The organism is Streptomyces sp. SD31 (assembly GCF_052068475.1).
Taxonomy (GTDB): domain Bacteria; phylum Actinomycetota; class Actinomycetes; order Streptomycetales; family Streptomycetaceae; genus Streptomyces.
The window spans coordinates 91,364-114,441 of the sequence record NZ_JBQHCX010000014.1 but is presented as its reverse complement, the minus strand read 5'-3'; the positions used below and the strand labels follow the sequence as shown (position 1 = coordinate 114,441).

Here is a 23,078-nt window from a genome sequence, read left to right as displayed (position 1 = left end):
GTGGGCCGCGTCGACGTCCGCATCCGAATCGCGCTCGGGCGCACCTACGTCATCCATTGTGCGGGATGGCTGAGATACGCACGCTACCTGTTCGCGAGCGCTGGGCCTACACCGACGGCCCTTTCACCGCTGCGCGGCGGGTGCCGGAACCGGGTCGGAACCGGCTCGGAACCGTGCCGAGACCGGCCCGCGACCCGTCGGTCACCCCCGGCCGACCCGAGACCGTGCACTCCATACGCGCCGTAACCGCACTACCCACCCCCATCTCGGGGCACTATTGCGTCGTGGCAACCGCGAAGCCGCCCCAAGGAGCCACCGGTGTCGGTGGGGCCAAGGGGGGCCGGAATCGAGGTGGCGGAACGGGCCGGACGCGCGGCTCCTTCCGTGCGGTCGGCCGTGCCCTGCACTTCCCGTTCACCGGCACCGCCCGCGGCATCCGCAAGGCGACCCACGCGCACGGCGCCGGGGAGTCCGGCCTCGGCAAGCTGATCGAACTGCACGGGGTGAACGGCGCCGGGGACATGATGATCACCGTCGCCCTGGCCTCCACCGTGTTCTTCTCCGTCCCCACCGACGAGGCCCGCGGCCGGGTCGCGCTGTACCTCGGCATCACCATGGCGCCGTTCACCGTCCTCGCGCCGGTGATCGGCCCGCTCCTCGACCGGGTTCCGCATGGCCGCCGCGCCGCCATGGCGGGGGCCATGTTCGCCCGGGCGATGCTCGCGCTGGTCCTGTCCGGGGCGGTCGTCACCGGCAGCATCGAGCTGTATCCGGCCGCGCTCGGGGTACTGGTCGCCTCGAAGGCCTACGGCGTCGTCAGAAGCGCCGTGGTGCCCCGGCTGCTGCCACCCACCTTCTCCCTGGTGAAGGCCAATTCCCGGGTCACGCTCGGCGGCCTCCTCGCCACCGGCATCGCGGCGCCCATAGGCGCGGGGCTCCAGGCGCTGGGGCCGCGCTATCCGCTGTACGGCGCATTCGTGATCTTCATCGCCGGTACGTTCCTGTCGTTCTCGCTGCCGCCGAAGGTCGACTCGGCCAAGGGCGAGGACACCGCGCTGCTCGCGGCCGACGAGCAGCATCTGCACGGGCCGCACCTCAAGCCGGTCAAGCGCCCCGGGCTGCGCACGGTCGGCATCGCCGTCACCCACGCCCTCGGCGCCAACGCCGCCCTGCGCTGTCTGTCCGGCTTCCTGATCTTCTTCCTCGCGTTCCTGCTGCGCGAGCACCCGATGTCCGGGCAGAGCGCGGCCGTGTCGCTGGGCATAGTGGCCGGCTCGGCCGGGGTCGGGAACGCGTGCGGTACCGCGGTGGGCGCGTGGCTGCGCTCCCGGGCGCCCGAGATCATCATCGTGACGGTGGTGGGGTTCGTGCTGCTCGCGGCGCTCACGGCCGCGGCCTTCTTCGGCGCGGTCCTGGTGGCGTTCCTCGCGGCGACCGCGGGCTTCGCGCAGGCGCTGGCCAAGCTGTCGCTGGACGCGCTGATCCAGCGGGACGTGCCCGAACTGGTCCGTACGTCGGCGTTCGCGCGCTCCGAGACGCTGCTGCAGGTGTCCTGGGTGCTCGGCGGCGCGGTCGGCATCGTGCTGCCGCTGAGGGGCTCCCTGGGCCTGCTGGTCGGCGCGGCGATCGTCGCCACTGGCTGGCTGACCACGATCAAGGGCCTGATCGGCTCGGCGCGGCGCGGCGGCCACGCACGGCCGCGGGTGACCTGACGCGCTCGCCCCGCCCCCGTGACGTACGGCATGCCGTCCCCGTGACGTACGGCACGCCGCCCCCACATGGAGAGAGCGTCACATGGGCCCGATAGCCTTCGCCCATGACCTCGATGCATTCCGTTGTGCGACGCCGCCGCGCGCTCGCCGCCGCCGGCGCCGTTTCCGCCGGACTGCTCGTCCTGTCGGCCTGCGACAAGCCGACGCCGATGGCGACGATCACCGTCGGCACCTCCTCCGTCAACGCGGAGGCCACCTGCGGTGGTGAGGGCGACGCCCTGAAGACCGCGGACCTGGCCAAGTGCCTGAAGGACAAGGGCATCAAGTCCATCAAGGTGGACCCCGACGAGACCGTGCGCTTCGGGGTCGACCCGGAGATCGCGGAAGAGGGCTGGACCGTCCTCATGAACGGTCAGCCGCTCACCGACTCCAGCAAGAAGACCTACCGCACCATCCCGGGCAGCGTGTTCTTCAACGCCCAGTACGGCGCCAGCGGCGACTCCACGCTGGTGTCGATCAAGGAGGGTGAGCAGGACGTGACGGGTCTGTGGTCCTTCAAGCTCAAGAAGGACAGCTGACCACGTCTGCCGTACGTGTCCTGGTGGCCACCGCGGTCCCCGCTGAGCGGGACGCGGTGGCCCAGGCGCTCGAGGCACCCGGCGTCGACGTGATCGCCGCCGGCGTGGGCCCCGCCCTCGCCGCAGCCTCCACCGCCACGGCCCTCACCACGGCCGCCCTCGAAGGCGCCCCCTACGGCCTGGTCGTCTCGGCCGGCATCGCGGGCGGCTTCGCGCCCCACGCCCCGGTCGGCGCCCTCGTCGTCGCCGACGAGATCACCGTCGCCGACCTGGGCGCGCAGACCCCCGACGGCTTCCTGCCCGTCACCGAGCTGGGCTTCGGCACCGTCACCCACCGTCCTCCCGAAGCACTCGTACGAGAGGTGGCGACCGCCACCGGCGCGCGCCCCGGCGCGATCCTCACCGTCTCCACGGTGACCGGCACCGCCGTCCGCGCCGCCGAGCTGCGCGAACGCCACCCCACCGCCCTCGCGGAGGCCATGGAGGGCTTCGGCGTCGCCGAGGCCGCGGCCGCGCACCGCACGCCCGTGCTGGAGCTGCGCGCGGTCTCCAACCCCGTCGGCCCGCGCGACCGCGCCGCCTGGCGCATCGGCGACGCGCTGGCGGCCCTCACCGAGGCCTTCGGGAAGCTCGCACCCGTCCTGGAAGGTTGGCACCCGCATGACCGGTGAGCAGCAGCGACAGCCCTTGCGGATCGCGTACTCCCCCTGCCCGAACGACACCTTCGTCTTCGACGCCCTCGCCCACGACCGCGTCCCCGGCGCCCCCGCCCTCGACGTCACCTTCGCCGACATCGACATCACCAACGGCATGGCCGAGCGCGGCGAGTTCGACGTGCTGAAGGTGTCGTACGCCGTGCTGCCGTACGTCCTCGGCGAGTACGCCCTGCTGCCCTGCGGCGGCGCGCTGGGCCGGGGGTGCGGCCCGCTGGTGCTGACGCGGGAGGCGGGCGTGGATCTCACCGGCCGTACGGTGGCCGTACCGAGCGAGAAGTCGACGGCGTACCTGCTGTTCCGCCTCTGGGCGGCGGACACGCTCCCGGGCGGGGTCGGCGAGATCGTGGTCATGCCGTTCCACGAGATCATGCCCGCCGTGCGGGACGGGAAGGTCGACGCGGGGCTCGTCATCCACGAGGCGCGCTTCACGTACCAGAACTACGGGCTGCACAAGCTCGCGGACATGGGCGAGCACTGGGAGGCCACCACCGGGCTGCCCATCCCGCTGGGCGCGATCATCGCGAAGAGGTCCCTGGGCGCGGCCACGCTGACCCTGCTCGCCGACTCGATCCGCACCTCCGTACGGGCCGCCTGGGACGACCCCGAGGCCTCCCGCGCCTACGTCATGGAGCACGCCCAGGAGATGGACCCGACCGTCGCCGACCAGCACATCGGCCTGTACGTCAACGAGTTCACCGCCGACCTCGGCGAGGACGGCTATGCGGCGGTGCGGGGACTGCTCACACGCGCGGCGGCCGAGGGGCTGGTGCCGCCCCTCGGCCGTGCTGTGCTGGACTTCCCGTAAGTCCGTTGAGTCCGTTGAGCCCCTATACGTCCGAGCTCCTACACGTCTGAGTCCCTATACGTCGAGCTGGTCGGCGACCGCCCGCAGCAGGCCGGCGATCTTCTTGCCGGCGGTCTTCTCGGGGTAGCGGCCTCGCTCCAGCATCGGCGTGATGTTCTCCAGGAGGGTCGTCAGGTCCTGGACGATGGACGCCAGTTCGTCCGGCTTCTTGCGGGTGGCGGCCGCGACCGAGGGGGTCGGATCCAGCACCGTGACCGAGAGCGCCTGGTCGCCGCGCTGGCCGGCGACCACGCCGAACTCGACGCGCTGGCCCGGCTTGAGTGTCTCGACTCCGGCGGGGAGGACCGAGGAATGGACGAAGACGTCACCGCCGTCGTCGCGGGAGAGAAAGCCGAAGCCCTTCTCGCTGTTGAACCACTTGACCTTGCCGGTAGGCACGTCTGTCCTCGTCCTCGTACTCGTCGGAAAACTGCTTCTGAAAACGGCTCTTGATAGCACTACAGCGGGTCGACCATGACCCGCCGCTACCAAGGCTAATGCTCCGGGGGCCGGTGACAAGACGTCGCCCGGTTGTTCCTTCGCGCAGGGAACTACCCTGGTCCGGTGCGCGACAAAACCCAAACGAATTCCGCCGCCCCCGGTGACCGACTGATCCGTGCCGGTGCGGTCGTGTTCTTCATCGGTGCCGTGGCCACTCTGGTCACTGTGGCCCCGTTCCTGCTCGGTACGACGCCATTTCCGACGTACATGTTCGGACTGAGCATGCTCATGGGCGTCGGATTCCTCATCGCCGGCGCGGGGGTGCTCCGCGGAATCGGGGCGGGGCGGCGTCAGGCGCGCGGCGTCCCGTCGAGGTAGCCCGCGAGCCAGGCCGGGAACTCGGTCAGGTCCGTGAGCACGACGTCCGCGCCGAGCGCGCCGAGTTCATCGGCACCGTACGGTCCGGTCGCCACGGTGACGGACAGGGCGTCGGCCGCGCGGGCGGCGCGGATGTCTCCCTGGTGGTCGCCGACGTAGACGCTCGCCGCGTACTCGCGCAGGGCATCGGCCTTCTGCTCGGCCCAGAGGTTGCCGATGACCGCGTCCGGTTCGATGCCGAGGTGTTCCAGGTGCAGCTTGGCGTTCGGCTCGTACTTGGCGGTGACGACGATCGCGCGACAGCCTGCGGCGCGTACGGCGGCGATGGCTTTGTCGGCGCCGGGGAGTGCCGGCGTTGCGGTGATGGCTATCGCCGGGTACATCTCGCGGTAGAGGTCGGCTGTCGCCGCGAGCTGCTCCGCCGGGAACCAGTTGATCAGCTCGTCCTCCAGCGGTGGGCCGAGCCGCGTGATCGCCAGGTCGGCGTCGATGTGGGTCCCGGTCCGCTCCGCCAGCGCCGTGTAGCAGGCGTGGATGCCGGGGCGGGAGTCTATGAGGGTCATGTCGAGATCGAAGCCGACGGTTATGGAAGCCATATGGGTCATTGTGCCCAGTAGCTCGGCCCTACTCGTTGTGTGGCGGCTGCGGGTGCGTGGGGGCTTGTCGCGCCCACGCGGCGGAGCCGCATATCGATACAGCCCCGCGCCCCTAAGGGCGTTTCTGTGAACGCCAGACGATGAACAGCGCCGATGTCACCGCCGCCCCCCGCAGCACCCAGGGCCAGGTCTCGCTGAGCGCGGCGTTCATCTGGCCCTCGGCGATGGCGGTGCCCCAGCGGCCCTCCGTGCGGCCCCATAGCCAGACCACGCCTGCCGTGAGGGAGAGGCCGGGCAGGATCACGACCGCCCACTTGGTCTCGGCGTCCGACAACCGTCGCGAGCCCCAGGCGATGAGCCAGCCGAGGAGCAGGGCGATGAGGTTGCCGAGGACGGCGCCGGCGACGAGGAGGGCGGCGGCGAGCAGGAGCAGGGGGTTGCTCCAGCGGCCGGTGGGGAGGGTCGGGCGGCGCGGCAGGAGGCGGCGGCGACGGGGGGCCGCCTCCGGGGCGTCGGCCTGCTCGATGGCAGCCGGGGCCACGTCCTCGGCGGGCTCCTTCTTCTTGAGCCGCGTCTCCTCCGGCGAAGGCGGGCGGCGGAGCATCTCCGGGATCTCGACGCCGCCGACGAATCCCGGGACGTCCTCGCCGGGGCCGAAGGGGCTGCTGTCCACCCGCCACCAGTCGGGCTGGGTCGCGCTGCCGCCCAGGTCCGCCGTGCCGGCGAGGTGGGGCGGCGGGGGCGCGGCGTCGGGTACCGCCGGTGTCTCGGCGGGGCGCGGGCGCGGCACGATACGGCGCAGCCCCTTGGGCCGTTCCTCGTCGGCCCGGCTCTCCCGGCTGTCCGGCTGGGCGGGCACGGAGGTGACCGGCGCCTGGGGCGTGGGGGCGGCATTGCCTCCGGCGGCCGTGACGACCTCGTCCGGGGTGCCGAGGCGGGCGATGATGCGGCGGACGGCGGCGGGGCTGTCGACGGGGGCCTTCGCGCGCCGCCGGTCGATCTCGCCGCGCAGCTCGTTGACCAGGCGCATGCGGGTGGCCGACGGCAACTGCCGCTGCTGAGCCACATCGCCGACGCGGCTCAGATACTCGTAGACGACCTGGTCGCTCTCGATCCCCACGAAGTCCCCTCCGGGGTGGGTGCGTTGGATACCCGGGGGGACGACGTTAGCGCAGTACAGGGTGGGTGGGCTGGGTCGGACCAGTGGGTGGGCTGGGGCGGACCAGTGGGTGGGGCGTCAGAGGGGGCGGCACTCCCCCGAGTTCTGGACCTCGGAGCAGAGGCCGTGGCCGTGGTCGCGGAGGATGTCGCGGCCGCTCTGCTGGGTGAGGAAGTTGAGGAAGGCCGCGGCGACGGAGCCGGCCGGAGCCTCGCCGTAGGTGTAGGCGAACTCGGTCTGCCAGTAGGGGTAGTCGGTGTCCTCGACGCCCTCCGCCGTCGGTTCCCGGCCGTCGATCGTCACTTTGACGAGTCCGTCTGCCGCCTTGTGTCCGTTGACGCCGCTGGTCTCGCTGTAGCCGATGGCGCCGGGGGTCGCGGCGGCGGTGTTCAGCATGGTGTCCGTGCTGGTGACCTCGCAGCGGCCGTACCGTTTCGGGTTGAGGGCGGCGCAGTCGGTCTCGGTGAACTGGGGCGGTTCCTTGCCGCCCAGGACCTTGCCGACGAGGGCGCTGCGGGTGCCCGAGCCGGGGTCGCGGTTGACGAGGTGGACGGGCACGTCGTTGCCGCCGACCTCGGACCAGTTCTGGATCCGGCCGGCGAAGATCTCGCGGATCTGGGCGAGACTCAGGTTCTGCACGCCCGCGTCCTTGTTGACGACGAGGGTGAAGACGGACAGCGCGACGGGTCGGGGGATCAGCCGGGGGTGGCCGTCGGAGGCCATGCCGTCGGTGAAGGCGATGTGGTCGCCGAGGCCCTCGCCGACCGGGATGCCGGCGTCCTTTCCGGCCTTGTCCAGGTCGGTGACGCCGTCGGTGCTGCCCTTGAAGGTGTCGTCCGCGAGCGGGATGTGCACATCCGCGCCCTCGCACCGCTTGAGGTAGTCGTGTGCGGCGGCCCGTACCGCGGGCGCGAAGGCGGTGGAGCCGTGCAGGTGGAGGGTGCCGCCGACGCAGTCCAGCGGGGGCCGTCGGTCGCTGCGGAAGAAGAGCGTGAAGGAGGCCTGGACGACGACGGCCGCGATCAGGATCCAGATGGCCCACCAGGCGGGGCGGGACGCGAAGACATGGCTCTCGGTCCTGGTCGCCTTCAGCCGGAAGAACCGCACCAGCGGGTCGTACCAGCGGTCGTGCCCGTCGGTCCCCTGGACGACTGGGTCCGGGAAGTTGTCGGTGCTGTGGTCGTCGGGCCAGCGTTCCAGTACGACGAGCACCTTGTACTCGGCGCCCCGGGGCAGGGTCACCTTCGGCAGCCGGATGGTGCCCGTGCGGTCCTGCACGTTGTTGCTCCGGCGGAAGCCAGGTTTGGCGACGATGCGAAGGTTGTCGCCTTCCGTCACCTCCTCGAAGAAGAAGTCCCGGAGCGCGTTGTTGCTCGGATCGGTGAGGACCACGGCCGCGACCCGGCGGTTCCGGAAGGTGACCTTGATGCCGTAGGGGTCGGCGGGGTCGGCCAGGTAGTCCTCGGAGACGATCTTGGCCGACCCGGCGTTCTCGATGCGCAGCAGGACGAACGAGGGGTCCTTGAGCTGGTGGCCGTCGTGCCGCATGTCCCCCAGTACGTCGGCATACGGCTTGTCGGCGGCGTCCGCGGCCAGGGTGTCCATCTGCACCCGGTAGCCGAGCCGCTTGCGGCCGACGATGGCGAACTCCCACAGGAACGCCACCACGGGAAACCCGAGACTGAGGATCGCGATCCACCGCTCGATCTGTTCGCCCACCGCAGGATCCCCCGATTCCCTTGAGCCGTGAAGCAGTTGGCAGGGAGCCCAGGGTGACCAGTGGGTGCGCGGTGTTGCCAGAGGCGCGGGAATCCTCCGGACGATGTTCATCCGGGGGCCATCTGCGAAACGTTCCGTTCGCCGTCGGACGGCGTTTCAGGCGTCCGGCACACCCCCTGCCCCGTCGCCCCACCCGCTACCGTGGGTCGGATGAGCGACCCGGCTACACCGCCCCGTTCCCTCGCGGAAGCCCTCCGTGCGCGGGACGACGCCTCCCTGGCCGTGCTCCTGCGCAGCCGCCCCGACCTCATCACCCCCGTCCCGACCGACCTCACGCAGCTGGCGACCCGCGCCGGGACGCGGGCCTCCGTGGTGCGCGCCCTGGAGCGGCTGGACCGCTTCGCGCTGCAGACGGCTCAGGCGCTGGCCGTGGCGGCGGATCCGGCGACGTACGACGAACTGCTCGCGTTGATGGCGGGTGACGAAGGCGATCCGAGCGTCGCCGGCGCGCTTCCGCACGCCCTGGGGACTCTGCGCGACCAGGCCCTGGTGTGGGGCTCCGACGACCGGCTGCGACTCGTCCGTACGGCACGTGAGCTGCTGGCGCCCTCGCCACAGCACCCGTCCCCCACCGGGCTGGGCCCGACCGTGCAGGAAGCCACCGCGGGCATGTCGCCGGGCCGTATCCAGGAGATCGTCACGGCGGCCGGGCTGCCCTCGACGCACGACGCCGTGTCCGCCGTGTCGTCGCTCACCGCCCTGTTCACCGACCGGCGGCGCATGGCGGCCCTGCTCGCCGACGCTCCGGAGGAGTCCCGGGAGGTCCTCACGCGCCTGGTCTGGGGGCCGCCGTACGGCCAGGTCAGCGCCGACCCCGCGTCCCACCTGCGCTGGCTGCTGGACCGCGGCCTGCTCCTCCCGACGGCGCCCGGCACGGTCGTACTCCCCCGCGAGGTGGCCCTGCATCTGCGGGCCGGCCGTGCGCACCGCACCACCGAGCCGCTGCCGCCGCCCGTCGAGGCGACCGCGACGCACCGTCCACAGATGGTGGACTCGACCGCGGCCGGGCAGGCGTACACGGCGCTTGCGACCGTCGAGGAACTGCTGAAGGACTGGGACGAGGGCGGGCCGACCGTGTTGCGGGCGGGCGGCCTGAGCGTGCGGGACCTCAAGCGGACCGCGGTCGCGCTCGATGTCTCCGAGCCCATGGCCGCGTTCTGGGTCGAGCTCGCCTACGCCGCGGGGCTGCTGGCCTCCGACGGCGAGGCCGACGAGCGGTACGCGGCGACGCCCGCCTACGACGAGTGGCTGGAGCAGCCCCCGGCGCAGCGCTGGGTGCGGCTGGCGGAGGCGTGGCTGACGGCGACGCGTACGGCGGGTGTGGTCGGGGGGCGGGACGCGAAGGACCGTACGTTGTCGGCGCTGGGCCCGGGCCTGGACCGCTCGGCCGCGCCGGAGGTACGGCACCGGGTGCTGACCCTGCTCGCCGGGCTGCCGGAGGGGGCGTCCCCGTCCGCCGAGTCGGTGCTGGCGCGGCTGCGCTGGGAGCGGCCCTTGCGCGGGCCCCAGCAGGACGACGACCTGCGCGGCCGCCTCGCCCGGTGGACGCTGACCGAGGCGGAGCTGCTGGGGGTGACGGGGCGGGGGGCGCTGTCGGCGCAGGGGCGGGCGTTGCTGGGCGCGCGGCTGCCGGAGCCGGCCGCCGGGGAGCCGGTCGGCCCCGGCGACAAACTCCCCGTGCACCACCACCGTCCGACCGCACCCCCCGAGCCCCTCTCCCCCGCCGAGCAGACCGTCGCCTCCGCAGCCGCCGCCCGTCTCCTCGCCCCCCTCCTCCCCGAGCCGCTCGACCACGTCCTCCTCCAGGCCGACCTCACGGCCGTGGCCCCCGGCCCGCTGCGGCGCCCGCTCGCCGAGATGCTGGGCGTGCTCGCGGACGTGGAGTCCAAGGGCGGCGCGACGGTCTACCGCTTCACCCCCGGCTCGGTACGCCGCGCTCTCGACGCCGGCCGAAGCGCCTCCGACCTGCACGCCTTCCTGGCCGAGCACTCCCGTACGCCGGTGCCGCAGCCGTTGGCGTACCTGATCGACGACGTGGCCCGTAAGCACGGCCATCTGCGGGTGGGCGCCGCTTCGGCGTACGTCCGCTGCGACGACGACGCGCTGCTGAACGAGATCCTCGCCGACAAGCGGGCCGCCGGGCTGCACCTGCGCCGCCTGGCTCCGACGGTGCTCGCCACCCGGGCGGACCCGGCGACACTGCTCGACGGCCTGCGCGCGATGGGCTTCGCCCCGGCCGCCGAGTCGGCGGAGGGCGACGTCCTGATCACCCGCGCCGACGCCCACCGCACCCCACCACGTACGGCCCCCGAGCCGGTCCCCGACGGCCCGCCGACACCGGACGCCACCCTGCTGGCGGCCGCGATCCGCGCCATCCGCGCGGGCGACCTCGCCTCCACGACCCCGCGCAGGCCGAGTGCGACCGCGGCTCCGGTGACCGGCGGCGACCTGCCCCGCACGACCTCCGCCGAGACCCTCGCCACCATGCAGGCCGCCGTCCTGACCGGCGAGTCCCTGTGGATCGGCTACGTCAACGCCGAGGGCACCGCGAGCCAACGGGTCATCGCCCCGGTGCGGGTCGAGGGCGGCTTCGTGACGGCGTACGACCACACCGCGGACGAGGTACGGACGTATCCGCTGCACCGGATCACGGGGGTGGCGGAGCTGGCGGACGACCAGGTCTGACTCGTTCGGGTGTACCCGGCGTTCCATGCACGCCACGCCGGGCTCTTCCAACTCTTGAGGGACCTTGCGGGCCTTTCCGCATCGCGGCACGGGGCGCGGGGCAGCCACCGGGTGTCCTGATCACGCTCTCAAGTGAGCGCAACAGAGAGGTAGTTGTCCCATGCGCACTGCGCGCCGCATCGCCACCGTGCTGACCGCCACCGCCACCATGATCGGAGCCTTCGCCACCCAGGCCGCAGCGGTCGCCGTCGACATCGCCGGCGCGGTGGTCGAGATCCCGATCTGACCCCGTCCGCGCACGCGCCGGGCCGGCCCCCGTACCGCGGGGCCCGGCCCGTCCGGCTCACCACGTGTCCCGTCGCGGCGTCAGCCACCCGCCCCTTCCCGTCCCGGCGTCAGAAAGGCTCACCAGCACCCATGCGTCCCACCCTCGCCCGCCTCGCCACCATCGCCGCCACCGTCCTCGTCGGCGTACTCGCCGCCGCGGCCCCCGCCCCCGCCCTGCCGCTGCCTGTCCCGGCGGCGGCCGGCACGGAGTCCCTGATCACCGAAGGCATCAGCATCGAGGGACCGTTGATCAACAACTTCGGTCTGCCCATCCTGAAGTAGCCCGGCGCATCCGGTAGCTGTCGCCGTCGATCCGTACGAGCTCGGCGTGGTGGGCCAGCCGGTCCACCATCGCCAACGCGGAGGGGCCGCCGAAGATCTCGTCCCAGCGGCCCAGCGGACGGTCGCTGGTCACGATCAGCGAGGCCCGTTCGTAGCGGTGCGCGACCAGTTGGAAGAAGAGGGCTGCGGTCTCCGCGTCGAAGGGGGTGTAGCCGACCTCGTCGACGATCAGCAGGGCGTGGTCGTCGAGCGCGGTGAGCTCCTCGGCGAGCCGGCCGGCGTCCTGTGCGCCGGCCAGCCGGGCGGCCCACTCCGCGGCCGTCGCGAACCGCACCGAGTGGCCGGCCTGGCAGGCGCGCACGCCGAGGCCGACGGCCAGATGCGTCTTGCCGGTGCCGGGCGGGCCGACGAACAGCACGTTCCGGCGGGCGGCGACGAAGTCCAGCTTGCCGAGCCGGGCCACGGCCTCCCGGTCGAAGGTGCGCGGGTGCGCCTCGTCGAAGTCCTCCAGGAGCTTGCGGGCGGGGAACCCGGCGGCCAGGACACGGGCCTCGGCGCCGGCGTCGGCGGCGTGTGGGGCGGCTGCCTGGGCCGGGATCGGCACGGAACGCACGGCGGTCGCCGCTTCCGAAGATGCCGCGGACGGCGCGGACGGCGCGGACGACGACGACACCCCGTCGGCTCCCTGCCCCCCGCTCTCCTGGTGCAGTGCGTGATCGGCCCGGTAGGCGGCCATCGGCCCCGACATGTACGCCAGGATCGCCGCCGAGGCGATGAACGCCATGTGGATCACCGTGCCCCACAGCAGTGAGTGCTGTGAGGTGTGGTGCACATCCACGAACATCTGCAGCAGATGGACCGAGGAGATGCCCACGATGGCGGTGGCGAGCTTCACCTTCAGCACGTTGGAGTTGACGTGCGAGAGCCATTCGGGCTGGTCACGGTGGCCCTGCAGGCCGATGCGCGAGACGAACGTCTCATAGCCTCCGACGATCACCATGATCAGCAGATTGGCGATCATGACGACATCGACCAGCTTGAGCACCGCGAGCATCACATACGTCTCGGTCGCCTGCCCGCTCACGCACCTGACGATTAAGGTCCACAGCTCGTAGAAGAATTTGTAGACGTACACGCCCTGGGCGGCCACCAGGCCGACGTACAGCGGGGCTTGCAGCCAGCGGGTGGCGAACAGGGCGTAACCGATTGTCGTCGTCGTCACGATCCGCCATTCTTCGGAAACGGCCGCCGAACAGCTCAACCGAACCACCCACAGGACTGAATAGACATCCTGTAGGACCGCAGACGCCGACCGACGCCGACCGCCCCGGCCCGGGCGACGATCAGGCACACTGGACGTTTGGTCGCGCCGTCCGGCCGTACGGAAAGGTTGCCGCGCGTGAATGGTCCACTGATCGTCCAGTCCGACAAGACCCTGCTCCTGGAAGTCGACCACGAGCAGGCCGACGACTGCCGTCGGGCCATCGCGCCGTTCGCGGAGCTGGAGCGGGCGCCGGAGCACATCCACACGTACCGGGTGACGCCGCTCGGGCTGTGGAACGCGCGCGCGGCGGGGCACGACGCCGAGCAGGTCGTGGACGCGCTGGTGCAGTACAGCCGGTATCCGGTGCCGCACGCGCTGCTGGTCGACATCGCCGAGACGATGGACCGGTACGGCCGCCTGACCCTGAGCAAGCACCCGGCCCACGGCCTGGTCCTGACGTCCACCGACCGGCCGGTCCTGGAGGAGGTGCTCCGCTCCAAGCGGATCGCGCCCCTCGTCGGCGCCCGTATCGACCCGGACACCGTCGTCGTCCATCCCTCCGAGCGGGGGCAGATTAAGCAGACCCTGCTGAAGCTGGGCTGGCCCGCCGAGGACCTCGCGGGGTACGTCGACGGCGAGGCGCATCCGATCGAGCTGGCCGAGGACGGGTGGGCGCTGCGCCCGTATCAGAAGCAGGCCGTCGAGAACTTCTGGCACGGCGGCAGTGGGGTCGTGGTCCTGCCGTGCGGGGCGGGCAAGACCCTGGTCGGCGCCGGGTCCATGGCTCAGGCCAAGTCGACGACGCTCATCCTCGTCACCAACACCGTCTCCGCCCGGCAGTGGAAGCACGAGCTGGTGAAGCGGACGTCACTGACCGAGGACGAGATCGGTGAGTACAGCGGGACGCGCAAGGAGATCCGGCCCGTCACCATCGCCACGTACCAGGTGCTCACCACCAAGCGGAAGGGTGTCTATCCGCACCTGGAGCTGTTCGACTCCCGGGACTGGGGTCTGATCGTCTACGACGAGGTGCATCTGCTGCCGGCGCCGGTCTTCAAGTTCACCGCCGATCTCCAGGCCCGGCGGCGGCTCGGGCTCACCGCGACCCTCGTGCGGGAGGACGGGCGCGAGTCCGACGTCTTCTCGCTCATCGGTCCCAAGCGGTTCGACGCGCCCTGGAAGGAGATCGAGGCGCAGGGTTACATCGCGCCCGCGGACTGTGTGGAGGTGCGGGTCAATCTGACGGACTCCGAGCGGCTCGCGTACGCCACCGCCGAGCAGGAGGAGAAGTACCGCTTCTGCGCGACGACCGACACCAAGCGGAAGGTCACGGAGGCCATCGTCCGGCGTTTCGCCGGGCAGCAGATCCTGGTCATCGGCCAGTACATCGACCAGCTCGACGAACTGGGCGAGCACCTCGACGCCCCGGTCATCAAGGGCGAGACCTCCAACGCCCAGCGCGAGAAGCTCTTCGACGCCTTCCGGCAGGGCGAGATCAGCGTCCTCGTGGTGTCCAAGGTCGCCAACTTCTCCATCGACCTGCCGGAGGCGACCGTCGCCATCCAGGTCTCCGGCACCTTCGGCTCCCGCCAGGAGGAGGCCCAGCGCCTCGGCCGGGTCCTGCGACCCAAGGCCGACGGGCACCAGGCCCACTTCTACTCGGTCGTCGCCCGCGACACGATCGACCAGGACTTCGCCGCCCACCGCCAGCGCTTCCTGGCGGAGCAGGGGTATGCGTACCGGATCATGGACGCGGACGACATCCTCACCGAGGGCCGTTAGTCGGACACGGTGCCCGTGTCCTAGAAGGCGTACTCGTCGACCCAGCCCTTGGTGTTGCCGTTCTTGCCGTAGTACCAGAAGGTGGCGGTCTTCTTGTTGTACGCCCGGCAGTACACGCGGACGGTGTCCCCGGTGAAGAGGCCCTTGTTCTTCCTGTAGCTCTCGGCCGGGCCGTTGCGCATGATGGTGTCGCCCCAGCGCGTGATGGACCAGGTCGCGTCCTTGATGTTCTTGGTGCAGGCGGAGGACCCGACGGCGGAGGCGCTGGGCGCGGCCAGGAGGGTGGCGCCCAGGGCGAGGGTGGTGGCGGCGGTCAGGCCGGCGGCCGCCTTGCGAAGCGACGCGAAACGCATAGTGCTTCCCCGTTTGCTCGATTTGCTCGATTGCTTGAACTGCTCAAATTGCGAATGATCATACTGTCATATGCAAAGAGCAGGGCCGGCACCAGGAGGGCGTACGGCGACGCCAACGGCTGCTGCCACCAGGGCAGTTGCAGGTCCAGGTCCCCGTCGTGCGGCAGCAGCCACATCGTGCGGGCAGTGAACACGAGGGCCACGAGCGCGGCCGTACGCGTACGGCCCTCTGCCAGCAGTACGGCGATCAGCGGGACGCACCACACCCAGTGGTGGGACCAGCTGATCGGTGAGACCAGCAGCGCCGTGAACGCCGTCAGGAGGATCGCGTGCCGCTCCTCGACGGCGCGTGCGGCCAGCCACAGGCCGGTGAGCGCGACCGCCGCGCACGGCAGCGCCCAGGCCGCCGGGCCCGGTGCCGGGTCGCCGAGGGCGCGGGCGATCAGCCCCTGCAACGACTGGTTGTCGACGATCCAGGCCTTGCCCACGCGGTCCGTCTCGTAGAGGCGCCGGGTCCAGAAGTCGAGGCTCGCGGAGGGGAGGGCGAGGGCGCCGAGCACGACCGTCCCGACGCACGCCGCCGTCGCCGTCCCGGCCTCGCGGTGTCGCCCGCGCAGCAGCAGGTACGCGATGAAGATCGCCGGCGTCAGCTTGATCCCGGCCGCGACGCCCACGGCGGCGCCCTTGAAGCGGGCGCCCGACGGCCGGGTGAGGTCCCAGAGGATCAGGCAGGCCAGGGCGAGGTTGATCTGGCCGAAGAGGAGCGTCTGGAAGACCGGCTCCAGCCAGAGGGCCGCCGCCGTGGCGGCGCAGAGGGTTGTTCGGCGCGGGAGGCGGATCCTCGCCAGGCCCGACAGCCGGGCGGAGAGATGAACGAGTACGGCGAGCAGGAGCGCGTTGCCCGCCAGGAAGGTCGCTTTGAGGGCCGGCACCGGGAGCAGCGCCGCCGGGACGAAGAGGAGGGCCGCGAAGGGCGGGTAGGTGGCGGGGAGCTGCCACTCGGTGACGGTGAAGCCGTAGAGGTCGTCGCCGCCGCGCAGGACCGCCTGTCCTTCCGCCCGGTAGACCAGCGCGTCGGCCATCGGGATGCGCTGGTGGAGGCAGAGGGCCGTGAAGGCCGTCAGGGAGAGGCCGGAAACGATCAGTAGGACAAAGGGTGTTGCGGTGAGCGATCGGTAGATTTCGGTGCGTGATCGGCGGGTCACGCGGTGACCCTAGACGGTCACTTGCGGCGGACGCCCGCCTCCTCGCCGTACTCGCCGAGGATGATCACGTCGAAGGCCGCACCTGCGAACACCTTGACGGCACGCAGGGCTTCGCCGATGCGATGACGGTGGTGACTCCCCTGGAGCGCTGTCGCTCCGCGGGGACCCACGGGGGCTGGGTTGATGGTTGCTGCGCTCATGTCTCCATGATGGATTCGCGGACATAAAGACCACATCGGCCTGCGGGGCGAAGCCGCCTACTGCCCACGTACACCTCCGGACGGACTGCCGCCCCTCAGGGGGAGGGCGGTGTCCCCTAGGGGACGGATCCGGGCCGGAGCCCTGGGCGGGCTCCGCGGCGGGCAGCGGACCGAGATCCGTGGCGGAATCCGGGCCGGGAACCAGGACGGGCAGCGGACCGGGACCCGTGGCGGTCAGCGGACCGGGACCCGTGGCGGTCCGCGGACCAGGACCCGTGGCGGAATCCGCGGCGCCCACCGGACCGGAACCCTCGGCAGAATCCGCAGCGGCCAGCGGAACGAGATCCGGGCCGGGAACCATGGCGGCTGGCGGACGGGGGCCCGAGCCGGGAACCATGGCGGCCGGCGGGTGCAATATTCGGTGGCGTTCGCCTTCCCCGCTCGCCTAAGATCTCCGCTCTTGCCCGCCTCCCCCCGCGGAGTGCCGCCGCCCGGACGGAAACCGGTCGGCTCTCTCGATCACCTACCTGCGCTCACCTACCTGTAGGTCCCTCCGGAGGCACCCCCTTGGCCACGCCCGTCGACGACCCCCTCGACCCGCTCGATCCGCTCTTCCGAGAGCGCTCCCACCTCGCCTCCTCCCGTGCCGCCCTGCGTGCCATGCGGGAGGACGTCGAGTCGCTCGACATCAGCGACGTGACCGCGAACTGGGTCAATGCCGAAGTCCTCGCCCACCAGATCGACTTGCGCATCAAGGCCCTGGCCGACCTCAGCGACACCCCGCTGTTCTTCGGCCGGCTCGACTATCTGCACGCGCCCGGCGCCGAGGAGGCGGAAGGCGCGCAGGGCGAGCGCTTCTACATCGGGCGTCGGCATGTGCACGATGCCGAGGGCGACCCGATGGTCATCGACTGGCGGGCGCCGGTGTCCCAGCCCTTCTACCGGGCGTCCAAGAAGGACCCGATGGACATCGGGCTGCGCCGCCGCTTCGGTTACACGGGCGGCGAGCTCACGGCGTACGAGGACGAACACCTCTCCGACCCGGCGGAGGCGGCGAAGACCAGCAAGCTGCTCCAGCAGGAGATCGAGCGCCCGCGTGTCGGCCCGATGCGCGACATCGTGGCGACGATCCAGCCCGAGCAGGACGAGATCGTACGCTCCGGGCTCGGCGGAACCGTGTGCGTGCAGGGCGGCCCGGGCACCGGGAAGACGGCCGTCGGCCTGCACCGGGTGGCGTATCTGCTGTACGCCCACCGCGAGCGGCTCGCCCGCACCGGCACCCTCGTCATCGGGCCGAACAAGTCCTTCCTGCACTACATCGAGCAAGTGCTCCCGGCGCTGGGCGAGTTGGCTGTCCGTCAGGCGACGGTCGACGACCTCGTCGCCCACGTCGAGGTGCGCGGCACCGACGACGCGGCGGCCGCGGTCGTCAAGGGCGACGCGAGGATGGCGGAGGTGCTGCGGCGCGCCGTCTACTCGCATGTGACCATGCCGACGGAGGCGGTGGTCGTCGTACGCGGGTCGCGTAGGTGGCGCGTCCCGGCGTACGAAGTCGAGGAGATCGTCCGCGAGTTGCTGGCCCGCGACATCCGCTACGGCGCCGCCCGCGAGGCCCTCCCGCAGCGCATCGCGCACGCCGTGCTGGTGCAGATGGAGCGGTCGGGCGAGGCGCCGGACGACCGGGTGCAGGACGCGGTGGCCCGCAACAGCGCGGTGAAGGCCGCCGTCAAGGCGATCTGGCCGCCGGTCGACCCGGCGAAACTCGTCCTGCGCCTGCTCTCGGACGCGGACTTCCTCGCCGTACAGGCTCAGGGGCTGCTGAGCGAGGACGAGCAGAAGACGATCCTGTGGGCGAAGCCGGCGCGGAGCGTCAAGGCCGCCAAGTGGTCCCTCGCCGACGCCGTGCTGATCGACGAGGCGAACGACGTCGTCGCGCGCACGCCCTCCCTCGGACATGTCGTCCTCGACGAGGCGCAGGACCTGTCCCCCATGCAGTACCGGGCGGTGGGCCGCCGCTGTACGACCGGTTCGGCGACGGTCCTCGGTGACCTGGCGCAGGGTACGACTCCCTGGGCGACGCGGAGTTGGGACGAGGCGCTGGTGCATCTCGGCAAGTCGGAGGGGGTGATCGAGGAGCTGACGGCCGGCTTCCGCGTCCCGACGGACGTCATCACGTACGCCTCCCGTCTCCTCCCGTCCATCGCGCCGGGCCTGACGCCGGTGGCATCGATCCGTGAGAACCCGGGATTCTTCGAGGTCCGCGGAGTGCCGGAGACCGCCGAAGTCGTCGCCGCGTGCGAGGAGTTGCTGCGCTACGAGGGCTCGATCGGCCTGATCGCCGCGGACGCCCGGATCCCGGCCCTGTCGGAGGCACTGGCGGAGGCGGGGATCACGTACCTGGCGCCGGGCGAGGAGACGACCCGGCAGACCCGCCTGACGCTGGTCCCGGCGTCGCTCGCGAAGGGCCTGGAGTACGACTACGTCGTCCTGGACGAGCCACAGGCGGTGGTGGACGGCGAGCCGGACGAGCGGACGGGGTTGCGACGTCTGTACGTGGCCCTGACCCGAGCGGTCTCGGGGCTGATCGTGACACACGCGGCGCCGCTGCCACCGCAGTTGGCCGAGTAAGGTGCTGTGCCGTTCTGGCATGTCCCCTCAGAAAGGCCCCCGTTGAGTACTCCGCCGCCCTCGCACTCCGCGTATCAGCCGGCACCGGGGCCGTACCAGCCCGCCCCCGCCTGGCCGCAGCAGTACGGCGGTGGCGGCCCCGTGCCGGTGGCGGCCTGCCAGATGTGCGGGGCGGCACCCGCCGCGCCGGTGACGGTCCGCGGGCACCAGGGGATGCTCGTGATCATGCGGTTCCTGAAGCGCGAGGGACTGTTCTGCCGCACCTGCGCGCTGGCGAGCTTCCGGGACATGCAGGCGGACACGATGGTGCTCGGCTGGTGGGGCCCGCTGTCGCTGCTCATCACGCCCGTCACCCTGCTGGCCAACCTCAGCGCCCTGTCCGGCATCCGCCGCATCCCCGAACCGGCCACCACCGGCTTCCGGCCACCGCTGGACCCGGGCAAGCCGGTGTTCCGGCGGCCGGCGGGGGTGTTGGCCCTGATCCCGCTGTGTCTGCTCGGCCTGGTGATGGTGGCATTTCCGGTGCTCGTGCTCACCGGCTGGCTGGTCGGGTCGGGCGACGGCGGTGACGCCCGCCCGACCCTCACGGTGGGCTCGTGCGCCCGCAACGACGCCACGTGGCCGGAGCAGGATCTCCGGCCCGTGGACTGCGGTTCCTCGGAGGCGGAGCTCAAGGTCGAGAAGCCCGCGAACGGCTCGTGCCCGGAGGCGGGGGATTACGTGGCCTACGTGGCCCACCCGGAGTACAGCGAGGACGGCGCCACGTCCCTGTGTCTGCTCCCCACCCCCTGAGGCACCCCCTCGCGGCACTCACATGGCCGCGTCGACCACGGCCCGCCACGAAGCGACCGCGTCGGCCGAAACCGGCCTCCCCCACCCATCGGGACGAGCCGCCCCACCGATGTGGAACGCGTCGATGCCCGCGGCCCTCAGCTGCGGTACATGGTCCAAGCGCAGACCACCCCCGACCAGCAGCTGTTGCTCGTACCCGGCGTCCCCGCTCCTCGCCGCCTCGGCGACCAGCGTGGGAAGCCCGTCGTCCACCCCGCCCGCCGACCCGGCCGTGAGATACGTGTCCAGCCCCGGCATCCCGTCCAGTTGCTTGCGCAGGGCGTCCCGGTCGGCAACCCGGTCGATGGCCCGATGGAAGGTCCACCGGCACCCGTCCAGCTCGCCCACGATCCGCTCGACGGCCGGGAGGTCCACCCCGCCGTCGGCATCGAGGAACCCGAGCACGAACGCGTCGGCCCCGGCATCCCGCATCTCCCGGGCCGTCCGCACGAGCCGTTCGAGGTGGTCCCCCACCGCGAACCCGCCGGCCGGCCTGAGCATCACGCGCAGATCGATGTCGACGGCGGCACGAATCCCGGCGAAGGTCTCGACGGACGGGGTGAGTCCGTCGGCCGCCATGTCGGTGACCAGTTCGAGCCGATCCGCACCCCCGGCCTGGGCGGCGACCGCGTCCTCGACGCCGAGAGCGATCACCTCCAGGACTGCACGCTTGCTCATGGGACCCCATTCCTCGGCATTCGACGGCGACTACTGGACGACTACAGGTCTAGTCCAATCCAGGGTACGCCTGCCCGTCACGCGAAGATGTTCAGCTCCCCCGCCTCAACCCCCGCCAGCTCATACGCCACCCCTTCCACCGGCCGCCCCGCATACAGCCGTACGAGTGTGGCGGCGTCCCCGATGTACCGCGCCGGTGGGCGGGGAGCCGCCGCCTCCCCCAGGCGCAGGGGCTCGTCGACGTCGTCCAGGTCGGCATGCAGCGGGACGTGCCGCCGCTCGCGGGTCAGCCACGCGAGCAGCCGGAGCGCGTCGGGCAGCCCGGCCCCCGCGTACGCCCCCGGCTCCCCGAGCACCTCCCGTACGTCCCCGGCGTGCACCCACTCGCCCAACGCGACGCCGTCCAGCGCCCCGCCGGCCTTGGCGATCACCGGCCCCGCCTCGGTCATCCCGCGCTCCAGCTCGTCGACGACCTGCGCGTCGGTCCAGTCGGCCCGCTCGGCGATGTCCCGCTCGTTGGACTCGGGCGAGAAGACGCCCTCCTCGAAACGGTTCTCCACCACCCGCATCAACGCGGCCGAACAGTGCGCCAGCACATCCCGCACCGACCACCCCGGACACGCGCGCGTCGGCAGCGCGAAGTCGGCGTCCGGCCTCCCCCGCAACAGCGGAACCAGCGCATCCCGCTCGACGACCAGCAACCGCCCCGGCAGCTCGGGATCCCGTACGTCGTGCACGTCAGCAGAAGTCATGGCGTCCACGCTAGGCGGCCGGACGCGTGCCCGGGAGATCGCCGACACACCCGCCACAATGACGCCATGGCCGATCTCGACACCCTCCGCACCCGCTTCGCCCAAGCCCTCGACGCGACCCGCGCCCCCGCCACCAACCCCGATCCGACCCCGTACGCCGACAACCTCCTCACCCGCTGGCAGGAACCGCAGCGCCACTACCACACGCTCACCCACCTCACCGCGGTCCTGGACCACATCGACGAGCTGGCCGACCACGCCGACGACCCGGACGTCGTACGCCTCGCCGCCTGGTTCCACGACGCCGTGTACCTCCCCGACCGCTCGGAGAACGAGGAGCGCTCCGCCCGCCTCGCCGAACGCGCCCTCCCGGAAGCCGGCGTCCCCGCGGAGCGGACCGCCGAGGTGGCCCGCCTCGTCCGCCTCACCACCACCCACGCCCCGGCACCGGACGACCGCGACGGCCAGGTCCTCTGCGACGCGGACCTCGCGATCCTCGCCGCCCCGCCCTCCGCGTACGCCGCCTACACGGCCGCCGTCCGCGAGGAGTACCACTTCGTCCCGAACGACGCCTTCCGCGAGGGCCGGGCCGCGATCCTGCGCCAACTCCTGGCGCTGCCAAGCCTTTTCAGCACGCCGTACGGGAAGGAGAAGTGGGAGGCCACCGCCCGCTACAACCTCTCCTCCGAGCTGGAAATGCTGTCGCTCTGACCAGCCCGCCGCCGTAGCCTGCACGGCATGCGAGACATAAGCGGGGAACGCGTACAACAGGCCGTGGCCGGCTGCGTGGCACTGCTGCGAACGGCGGTGGACCGGGACTGGACGGCCGTCAGTGCCGGGCGGCTGGAGTGGGACTGCCACGCCACCGCGTTCCATATCGCCGAAGACCTCATCGCCTACGCCGCCAACCTGGCCGGACGTGCGCAGGACGACTACGTCCCGTTCGACATCACCCTCGACGACGGCACCGACAACGAGGGCCTGCTGCAGGTCATCGAGACGACCGGCGCCATCCTCACCGCCACCATCCGCACCACACCTCCCGAGGTGCGCGCCTTCCACCCGTACCCCTTCCGCAGCGCGAACCGCGAGGGCTTCGCCGCGATGGGCATCGCGGAGGTCCTCCTCCACACGCACGACATCGCCGAAGGCCTGGGCCTGACGTACGAACCCCCCGCCGAACTCCCCGAGTTCGTCCTCACCCGGATCTTCCCGCACGTCCAGCCCGGCCCCGACCACTGGCGCACCCTGCTGTGGGCCACCGGCCGCGGCGACCTGCCCGGCCGCGCGCCGGTCACCGAGTGGCGCTGGCACAACAACCTCGTCATCCCCACCGAGCGCCTGACCCTCCAGGGCGTCACCCCCGCGGCCGCGGCCGACCTGAGCGCGGGCGGCGACGGCGGGTTCACCTGGGTCGTGGGCGGCCCCTTCGAGGGGACGCGGGAAGCGGCCGGGATGACGATGAAGGCCTACGAGACAGGCGTGCACCGACCCGAGTTCGGCCTGTTCGTCCTCGTCCGCAAGGAGGACGACCTCGCGGTCGGCGGCATGGGCTTCCACGGCGTCCCCGACGAGGAGGGCCGGGCGGAGGTCGGCTACGACCTCGTGGAGGGCGCCCGCGGCCGCGGCTACGCCAGCGAGGCGCTGGCCGCGCTCTCGGAGTGGGCCCTGGCCCGTGACGACGTACAACTCCTCTGCGCCACCGTCGAGGCCGACAACCGCCCGTCACAGGGCGTGGCCTCGCGCGCCGGGTATGTGCGGGCGACGGTCGAGGAGGAGCGGGCGGTGCAGGAGGGGCCCGACATGGACCCGACGCTCCGGCTGTACGTCCGCAGGGGGCGGCCCACGGCGGCCTAGCCTGGGGCGGAGCCGACCCGCACCGCCGCAG

The 23,078-nt window shown here is 71.8% G+C and carries 24 protein-coding genes; 13 read left to right on the top strand and 11 right to left on the bottom strand.

What is annotated here, in order from left to right; translation table 11 throughout:
• Positions 1–284: 284 nt before the first annotated feature.
• The 4 genes from ACTMVF_RS28305 to ACTMVF_RS28290 all read left to right on the top strand — a co-directional run bounded on the left by ACTMVF_RS28305 (position 285) and on the right by ACTMVF_RS28290 (position 3,811).
• Complete coding sequence (locus ACTMVF_RS28305; protein ID WP_441273917.1) at positions 285–1,712, top strand: MFS transporter; 1,428 nt, start codon at positions 285–287, stop codon at positions 1,710–1,712.
• Between the two features lie 104 nt (positions 1,713–1,816).
• Positions 1,817–2,290 (top strand): DUF2771 domain-containing protein, encoded by a 474-nt coding sequence (locus ACTMVF_RS28300; protein WP_441273916.1) that lies wholly within the window; start codon positions 1,817–1,819, stop codon positions 2,288–2,290.
• A 23-nt stretch (positions 2,291–2,313) separates the two neighbouring features.
• Positions 2,314–2,961, top strand: a complete 648-nt coding sequence (locus ACTMVF_RS28295) for a futalosine hydrolase (protein WP_441273915.1) — start codon at positions 2,314–2,316, stop codon at positions 2,959–2,961.
• Positions 2,951–3,811 carry a 1,4-dihydroxy-6-naphthoate synthase gene (locus ACTMVF_RS28290; protein WP_441273914.1) on the top strand — a complete coding sequence of 287 codons (861 nt, stop codon included), beginning with the start codon at positions 2,951–2,953 and terminating at the stop codon, positions 3,809–3,811. The genes ACTMVF_RS28295 and ACTMVF_RS28290 overlap by 11 nt, the downstream gene beginning before the upstream one ends.
• 54 nt (positions 3,812–3,865) lie before the next feature.
• Here ACTMVF_RS28290 and ACTMVF_RS28285 read toward each other — a convergent pair whose 3' ends face one another.
• A complete protein-coding gene (locus tag ACTMVF_RS28285; protein ID WP_058924654.1) occupies positions 3,866–4,249 on the bottom strand; it encodes a cold-shock protein in 384 nt (127 codons plus the stop codon).
• Between the two features lie 165 nt (positions 4,250–4,414).
• Between ACTMVF_RS28285 and ACTMVF_RS28280 the strand changes: the two genes are divergently transcribed.
• On the top strand, positions 4,415–4,669 hold the full coding sequence (locus ACTMVF_RS28280; RefSeq protein ID WP_441273913.1) for a hypothetical protein: 255 nt from the start codon (positions 4,415–4,417) through the stop codon (positions 4,667–4,669).
• Here ACTMVF_RS28280 and ACTMVF_RS28275 read toward each other — a convergent pair.
• The 3 genes from ACTMVF_RS28275 to ACTMVF_RS28265 form a co-directional block, all read right to left on the bottom strand.
• Positions 4,642–5,274 carry an HAD family hydrolase gene (locus ACTMVF_RS28275; protein WP_441273912.1) on the bottom strand — a complete coding sequence of 211 codons (633 nt, stop codon included), beginning with the start codon at positions 5,272–5,274 and terminating at the stop codon, positions 4,642–4,644. The genes ACTMVF_RS28280 and ACTMVF_RS28275 overlap by 28 nt on opposite strands.
• Before the next feature lie 103 nt (positions 5,275–5,377).
• Positions 5,378–6,385: a hypothetical protein gene (locus ACTMVF_RS28270; RefSeq protein WP_441273911.1), complete on the bottom strand. Its 1,008-nt coding sequence runs from the start codon at positions 6,383–6,385 to the stop codon at positions 5,378–5,380.
• Positions 6,386–6,502: 117 nt separating this feature from the next.
• On the bottom strand, positions 6,503–8,143 hold the full coding sequence (locus tag ACTMVF_RS28265; protein ID WP_441273910.1) for a substrate-binding domain-containing protein: 1,641 nt from the start codon (positions 8,141–8,143) through the stop codon (positions 6,503–6,505).
• 210 nt (positions 8,144–8,353) lie between these two features.
• Here ACTMVF_RS28265 and ACTMVF_RS28260 point away from each other — a divergent pair, with 210 nt between their 5' ends.
• The 3 genes from ACTMVF_RS28260 to ACTMVF_RS28250 all read left to right on the top strand — a co-directional run bounded on the left by ACTMVF_RS28260 (position 8,354) and on the right by ACTMVF_RS28250 (position 11,497).
• The gene (locus ACTMVF_RS28260) at positions 8,354–10,888 is read left to right on the top strand and encodes a helicase-associated domain-containing protein (protein WP_441273909.1); all 2,535 of its coding nucleotides are present in this window, start codon (positions 8,354–8,356) and stop codon (positions 10,886–10,888) included.
• Between the two features lie 160 nt (positions 10,889–11,048).
• Entirely contained in the window at positions 11,049–11,174 is a 126-nt protein-coding gene (locus tag ACTMVF_RS28255; RefSeq protein ID WP_441273908.1) for a hypothetical protein, read from the top strand.
• A gap of 131 nt (positions 11,175–11,305) precedes the next feature.
• Positions 11,306–11,497, top strand: coding sequence for a hypothetical protein (locus ACTMVF_RS28250; RefSeq protein ID WP_441273907.1), 192 nt, complete (start codon positions 11,306–11,308; stop codon positions 11,495–11,497).
• On the opposite strand, the gene istB is transcribed toward ACTMVF_RS28250, so the two are convergent.
• Complete coding sequence (gene istB / locus ACTMVF_RS28245) at positions 11,466–12,719, bottom strand: IS21-like element helper ATPase IstB (RefSeq protein ID WP_441273906.1); 1,254 nt, start codon at positions 12,717–12,719, stop codon at positions 11,466–11,468. The genes ACTMVF_RS28250 and istB overlap by 32 nt on opposite strands.
• A gap of 177 nt (positions 12,720–12,896) precedes the next feature.
• Here istB and ACTMVF_RS28240 point away from each other — a divergent pair, with 177 nt between their 5' ends.
• On the top strand, positions 12,897–14,543 hold the full coding sequence (locus tag ACTMVF_RS28240; protein WP_441273905.1) for a DNA repair helicase XPB: 1,647 nt from the start codon (positions 12,897–12,899) through the stop codon (positions 14,541–14,543).
• Between the two features lie 20 nt (positions 14,544–14,563).
• Here ACTMVF_RS28240 and ACTMVF_RS28235 read toward each other — a convergent pair whose 3' ends face one another.
• From ACTMVF_RS28235 to ACTMVF_RS28225, 3 genes are all read right to left on the bottom strand, one after another.
• On the bottom strand, positions 14,564–14,896 hold the full coding sequence (locus ACTMVF_RS28235; protein ID WP_441273904.1) for a hypothetical protein: 333 nt from the start codon (positions 14,894–14,896) through the stop codon (positions 14,564–14,566).
• Entirely contained in the window at positions 14,857–15,978 is a 1,122-nt protein-coding gene (locus ACTMVF_RS28230; protein ID WP_441274059.1) for a glycosyltransferase 87 family protein, read from the bottom strand. Before ACTMVF_RS28230 ends, ACTMVF_RS28235 begins: the two co-directional genes overlap by 40 nt.
• A 140-nt stretch (positions 15,979–16,118) precedes the next feature.
• A complete protein-coding gene (locus ACTMVF_RS28225) occupies positions 16,119–16,301 on the bottom strand; it encodes a hypothetical protein (protein WP_441273903.1) in 183 nt (60 codons plus the stop codon).
• A gap of 567 nt (positions 16,302–16,868) precedes the next feature.
• Between ACTMVF_RS28225 and ACTMVF_RS28220 the strand changes: the two genes are divergently transcribed.
• Positions 16,869–18,929 carry a HelD family protein gene (locus tag ACTMVF_RS28220; protein WP_441273902.1) on the top strand — a complete coding sequence of 687 codons (2,061 nt, stop codon included), beginning with the start codon at positions 16,869–16,871 and terminating at the stop codon, positions 18,927–18,929.
• A gap of 74 nt (positions 18,930–19,003) precedes the next feature.
• Here ACTMVF_RS28220 and ACTMVF_RS28215 read toward each other — a convergent pair whose 3' ends face one another.
• Positions 19,004–19,156 carry a hypothetical protein gene (locus tag ACTMVF_RS28215; protein WP_441273901.1) on the bottom strand — a complete coding sequence of 51 codons (153 nt, stop codon included), beginning with the start codon at positions 19,154–19,156 and terminating at the stop codon, positions 19,004–19,006.
• Between ACTMVF_RS28215 and ACTMVF_RS28210 the strand changes: the two genes are divergently transcribed.
• Positions 19,155–19,721: an LppU/SCO3897 family protein gene (locus ACTMVF_RS28210; protein WP_441273900.1), complete on the top strand. Its 567-nt coding sequence runs from the start codon at positions 19,155–19,157 to the stop codon at positions 19,719–19,721. The genes ACTMVF_RS28215 and ACTMVF_RS28210 overlap by 2 nt on opposite strands.
• An 18-nt stretch (positions 19,722–19,739) precedes the next feature.
• Here ACTMVF_RS28210 and ACTMVF_RS28205 read toward each other — a convergent pair whose 3' ends face one another.
• Both ACTMVF_RS28205 and ACTMVF_RS28200 read right to left on the bottom strand, forming a co-directional pair.
• Entirely contained in the window at positions 19,740–20,438 is a 699-nt protein-coding gene (locus ACTMVF_RS28205; RefSeq protein WP_441273899.1) for a copper homeostasis protein CutC, read from the bottom strand.
• Positions 20,439–20,515: 77 nt separating this feature from the next.
• Entirely contained in the window at positions 20,516–21,190 is a 675-nt protein-coding gene (locus ACTMVF_RS28200) for a maleylpyruvate isomerase family mycothiol-dependent enzyme (protein WP_441273898.1), read from the bottom strand.
• Between the two features lie 66 nt (positions 21,191–21,256).
• Between ACTMVF_RS28200 and ACTMVF_RS28195 the strand changes: the two genes are divergently transcribed.
• Positions 21,257–21,901 carry an HD domain-containing protein gene (locus tag ACTMVF_RS28195; protein WP_441273897.1) on the top strand — a complete coding sequence of 215 codons (645 nt, stop codon included), beginning with the start codon at positions 21,257–21,259 and terminating at the stop codon, positions 21,899–21,901.
• 27 nt (positions 21,902–21,928) lie between these two features.
• Positions 21,929–23,047 carry a GNAT family N-acetyltransferase gene (locus ACTMVF_RS28190; RefSeq protein WP_441273896.1) on the top strand — a complete coding sequence of 373 codons (1,119 nt, stop codon included), beginning with the start codon at positions 21,929–21,931 and terminating at the stop codon, positions 23,045–23,047.
• Positions 23,048–23,078: the final 31 nt, after the last annotated feature.